At 70.4% G+C, this 4,186-nt stretch carries 4 protein-coding genes; 1 reads left to right on the plus strand and 3 read right to left on the minus strand.

Translation table 11 applies throughout. The features are described 5' to 3' along the window. Positions 1–1,148 (minus strand): M14 family zinc carboxypeptidase (locus WAS25_RS15390; RefSeq protein WP_422313693.1); only part of this gene is annotated, 1,148 nt, incomplete at its 3' end. A 14-nt stretch (positions 1,149–1,162) separates the two neighbouring features. Further along, the gene (gene murC / locus WAS25_RS15395) at positions 1,163–2,530 is read right to left on the minus strand and encodes a UDP-N-acetylmuramate--L-alanine ligase (RefSeq protein ID WP_422313695.1); all 1,368 of its coding nucleotides are present in this window, start codon (positions 2,528–2,530) and stop codon (positions 1,163–1,165) included. Positions 2,531–2,875: 345 nt separating this feature from the next. Here murC and WAS25_RS15400 point away from each other — a divergent pair, with 345 nt between their 5' ends. Then, positions 2,876–3,505 carry a hypothetical protein gene (locus WAS25_RS15400; protein ID WP_422313697.1) on the plus strand — a complete coding sequence of 210 codons (630 nt, stop codon included), beginning with the start codon at positions 2,876–2,878 and terminating at the stop codon, positions 3,503–3,505. A gap of 101 nt (positions 3,506–3,606) precedes the next feature. On the opposite strand, the gene WAS25_RS15405 is transcribed toward WAS25_RS15400, so the two are convergent. Next, a partial coding sequence (locus tag WAS25_RS15405) for a diacylglycerol/lipid kinase family protein (RefSeq protein ID WP_422313699.1) occupies positions 3,607–4,186 on the minus strand: 580 nt, incomplete at its 5' end.

The raw sequence follows: 4,186 nt of genomic DNA on the forward strand, positions 1-4,186 counted from the left end.
CTCTCGCCCAGGGCCACCTGCTCGCGCCGGGCGAGCTGGAAATCCAGCAGGAGGGGCTGGCGCTCGGCGGCGGCGGTGGCCACGGTGGCGAGGCTGGCCGTGGCGTGGCGCTGGATCCGGCTCGCCAGGGTGAGGATCTCGCCATCGGTGCGGCGATAGGCCATGCCGCCCTGACCGGCCACCTCGAAGGTCATGCCCACGGCGCCCTGGAAGGTGGGCCAGGAGTCGCCGTAGCCCGGGTAGAAGAGGTCGAACACGTCGCGGCTGAAGTAGGCCCAGCCCAGGGCGTCGAAGGCCTGGGCCACGCCCTTGCCAAAGGTCGCCTGCCAGCGCCCCGAGAAGGCCTTCGGCAGGGCCTCGTGGATGGGCTGCATGGTGGGGGGGAAGTAGTAGGTCGTCTCCGGCCACATCTCATGGAAGTCCGCCACCACCTGGGGATTCCACTGCATGAGCGCGGAGGTCTTGGCTCGGGTCTCGCCCTGGGTCTGCCAGGCCCAGTCGCGGTTCAGGTCGAAGAGCCGGTGGTTGAAGCGGCCGCTGGGCCAGCGGGAGGTGTTCTGGGCATCCGCTGGATCGCTGGCGTTGAAGGGCGTGGTGGCCTCGGCGACGCCCTGGAGGTGGCGGGCCCGGCCGTCCGGATTCTGGGTGAGGTCCATGAGGATCACCACCCGGTCCAGCTGCCTCAGCACCTCGGGGCTGCGGGCCGCGGCGAAGTGGTAGGCCACGGCCAGGGCGGCCTCGGAGCCGGAGACCTCGGAGCCGTGGACGGAGTAGCCGAGCCACACGAACACGGGGCTGGTCTCCGCGATGCGGCGGGCCTCGTCCTCGGAGCAGGTCCGCGGTTCCGCGAGCTTGGCGTTCAGCGCCTTCCACTCAGCGAGACGCTGCAGGTTGGCGGGCGAGGTGATCACGAGGAAGGGTTGCTCGCGGCCCTCCTCCGTGACGCCCAGGGTGGTCAGCCACAGGCGGTCCGCCGCCGCGGCGGCCAGGGCCCGCACATAGGCGAGGAGGGCTTCGTGGCTGGTGTAGCGCCCGCCCAGCTCGGGCTGGGGCACCTCCGGCCGGTGGTCGGAGGGCGGGAGCCATCCGGCGGGCAGGCCGGCGCAGAGCGGGACCGCGCAGAGCGTGGCGAGCAGGGCGGGACGCATCCGGACTCCCAAGGTCACTCCAGGTCGAGGAATGCAGGGCCGGCATGGGTGATGGAGCCGGCGCCGAAGGTGATCACCAGATCCCCGCTGCGGGTGTGGCGCTTCAGGGCTTCCGGCAGGTCCTCCACCCGGCCCACGAGGTGGACCTCCTTCTGGCCGTGGGAACGCAGGGCCTCGACCACGGCGCTGCTGTCCACGCCCTGGATGGGCTGCTCGCCGGCCGCGTAGATGTCCGTGACGAGCACGGAGTCGGCCTCGAAGAAGGCGGTGCCGAACTCCTCGAGCAGGGCCTTGGTGCGGCTGTAGCGGTGGGGCTGGAAGGCCGCCACCAGGCGACGCTCGGGAAAGCCGGCGCGGGCGCCGGCCAGAGTGGCGGCGATCTCCGTGGGGTGGTGCCCGTAGTCATCCACGACCAGCACGCCACCCCGCTCGCCCTTCAGGTGGAAGCGGCGGTCCGCCCCCGTGAAGCTGGAGAGGCTGGCCCGGATGACGTCGGGTTCCACGTCGAGTTCCAGGGCGATGCCGATGGCCGCCAGGGCGTTCAGCACCATGTGGTGCCCGGGGACGCCGAGGCTGAAGGCGCCCAGGTCCAAGCCCTGGGCCGTCACCTTAAAGTGCGTGCGGAAGCCATCCTGCCGGATCTCCCGGGCGCGGATGTCCACCTGCGGGTGGGTGCCGTAGGTGCGGACACGGCGCTTCAGGCGCGGCCGCACGGCGGCGGCGTTGGCATCATCCAGGCAGAGGAAGACGGAGCCGTAGAAGGGCACCTTGTTGGCAAAGGCCACGAAGGCATCCTGGATCTCGTCCAGGTCCTTGTAGTGGTCCAGGTGCTCCCGGTCGATGTTGGTGATGACCGCCAGCGTCGGGTTCAGCATCAGGAAGCTGCCGTCGCTCTCGTCGGCTTCGGCCACCAGGAAGGGGCCCTTGCCCAGCTTCGCATTGCTGCCGATGGTGCCGAGCTTGCCCCCGATGACGATGGTGGGGTCGATGCCCCCCTGGTTCAGCACCTGGGCCACCATGCTGGTGGTGGTGGTCTTGCCGTGGGAACCCGCCACGGCAATGCCGTACTTCATGCGCATCAGCTCCGCGAGCATCTCACCGCGGGGGATCACGGGCACCTTGGCGGCGTGGGCCGCCACGACCTCGGGGTTGTCGCCCTTCACAGCGGAGCTGATCACCACCACCTGCGCGCCCTCGATGGCGCGGCCCTCATGGCCCAGGTGCACCGTGATTCCGAGGCTGCGCAGCCGCTCGGTGGCGGCGCTCTCCTTGAGGTCGGAGCCGGACACCTGGTAGCCCAGGTTGGCGAGCACCTCGGCGATGCCGGACATCCCGATGCCGCCGATGCCCACGAAATGGATGTGCTGGATCTTGCCGAACACCTGGGAGCCCCCATCCTTGAAACCGCCAGCATACCGCCATGGCAGGTTCCCCGAGGTGGATGGCATGGGTCTGGCATGATGGACATCCAATCCAACCCAAGGAGGTGTGCGATGCGACCCAGGTTTCCGCAACACCGTTTCATGACCGCAGTTGCTGGGCTGGCCCTGGTTTCGGCGCTCTGTGGCGCTTCGCCACAAGCTGAGCAGGATCGTCGCGCGACGCCACACCCCCAGGGCCCAGTGGGGGGGCGCGGCGGGTCCGAGGGGCCCCGCCCGACGAATCCGATGCCGGTGGCTCCGGGCGGTGGCAGCGTCCGCCGTCCTGCCGGCCCGCGGTCGGTGGACATGGCACCCCGCCCCGGACCGGCTCCCAGGGTCACCAGGGTCAGCCTGCATCCCGGGACGCGCGTCGTGGTACCCCCGGCCTGGCACCGCTGCACTTCCATCCCCAATGCAGGCTATTGGCGCAGCCGCGATCTCATGGCCGAGATCCAGTGGCTGTCCAGGAGCGGGTTCATCCCGGTGAGCCCCATCGGGGACAGCGTCGACCTGCTCACCGACTACGTGCAGACACCGGCCGGCTGGCGCGCCTACGGGATCTCCGTGCCCGCCGGCGGCACCGTCCAGATCGAGGTCCAGCACCAGAAGACCGCCTGGTTCCGGCTCATGCTCGTGGACAAGTGGGGCACGCCGGGTCCTGGCATGCTGCAGGCGGCCATCGCTCCCCATCCCGTGATGGTCACCTACAAGAACCCCAACAACAAAGCCACCGCCATCTACGTCATCGTGGACGATCCCGCCTGGTGGTCCGATGCCAAGGATCCCTACACCCTGGCCGTCCGCCGCGACTGGGATCCAGCCAAGACTGACCTCAGCCAGGTGAAGATGGTGGCGGGCCTCTGGGGCGCCAGCCCCAGCGTCAGCGCCGAGTTCCGCGGACCGAGCCTGACCGGGCCCGCTGTCTACCCGCATTGACGCTGTCCGGGGGTGCGGCGCTGCGCGCATACCCCGGACCCCCGCGCAAAGGCCTGGCTGAGCCGGGCCTTTGCTTGCTCATCCAGGTTCTTCGGGGGGCCTCATATCCAGGGGCACGCCCCGGTCACCTGCATGCGGAAGGCGCGAGGTTCCACCGTGAGTTCGGCACGGTCGCGCTCGGCCGCGGGCTCGCCATCCAGGTGCCAGGGCAGGGCGCGCTCCAGGCGCAAGGTGGCCCTCCGGAAGCGCCCCTCGTGGCGCAGCGTCGTACGTCCGCCTTCGCGGAACAGCACGTGGGCCTCGGTCAGCAGGTCGAACCAGGAAGGCCGGGCCAGGGTCGCCCACTGCAGGGCCCCATCCGTGGGATCGGCCCCCGGGGCGATCCACAGCCCCGAGCCGTACTGAGGCAGGTTGGCCAAGCAGAGGCTCCAGGCGCTGGGCGGCAGGTCTGCGGCAGGGGGATGAAAGGCCTGCTGGATGCGCTCGAGGCGGCCCCGCGAAGGGGTGAAGGCGATCGGTTCCGCCTCCCAGTCCAGGGCCGTGGCCTGCCAGCTGCGCCACAGCTGCCAGCAGGCCCGGGCGTAGGTGCCGAAGCCCCGGCCGGGCATCGCGTCGAACCGGTGGGCCACGGCGGCCTCGAAGCCCGTGCCGCAGAGGTTCAGGAAGGGCTCGCCGTCCAGC

It is taken from the genome of Geothrix sp., assembly GCF_049292215.1.
In the GTDB taxonomy this organism is placed as follows: domain Bacteria; phylum Acidobacteriota; class Holophagae; order Holophagales; family Holophagaceae; genus Geothrix.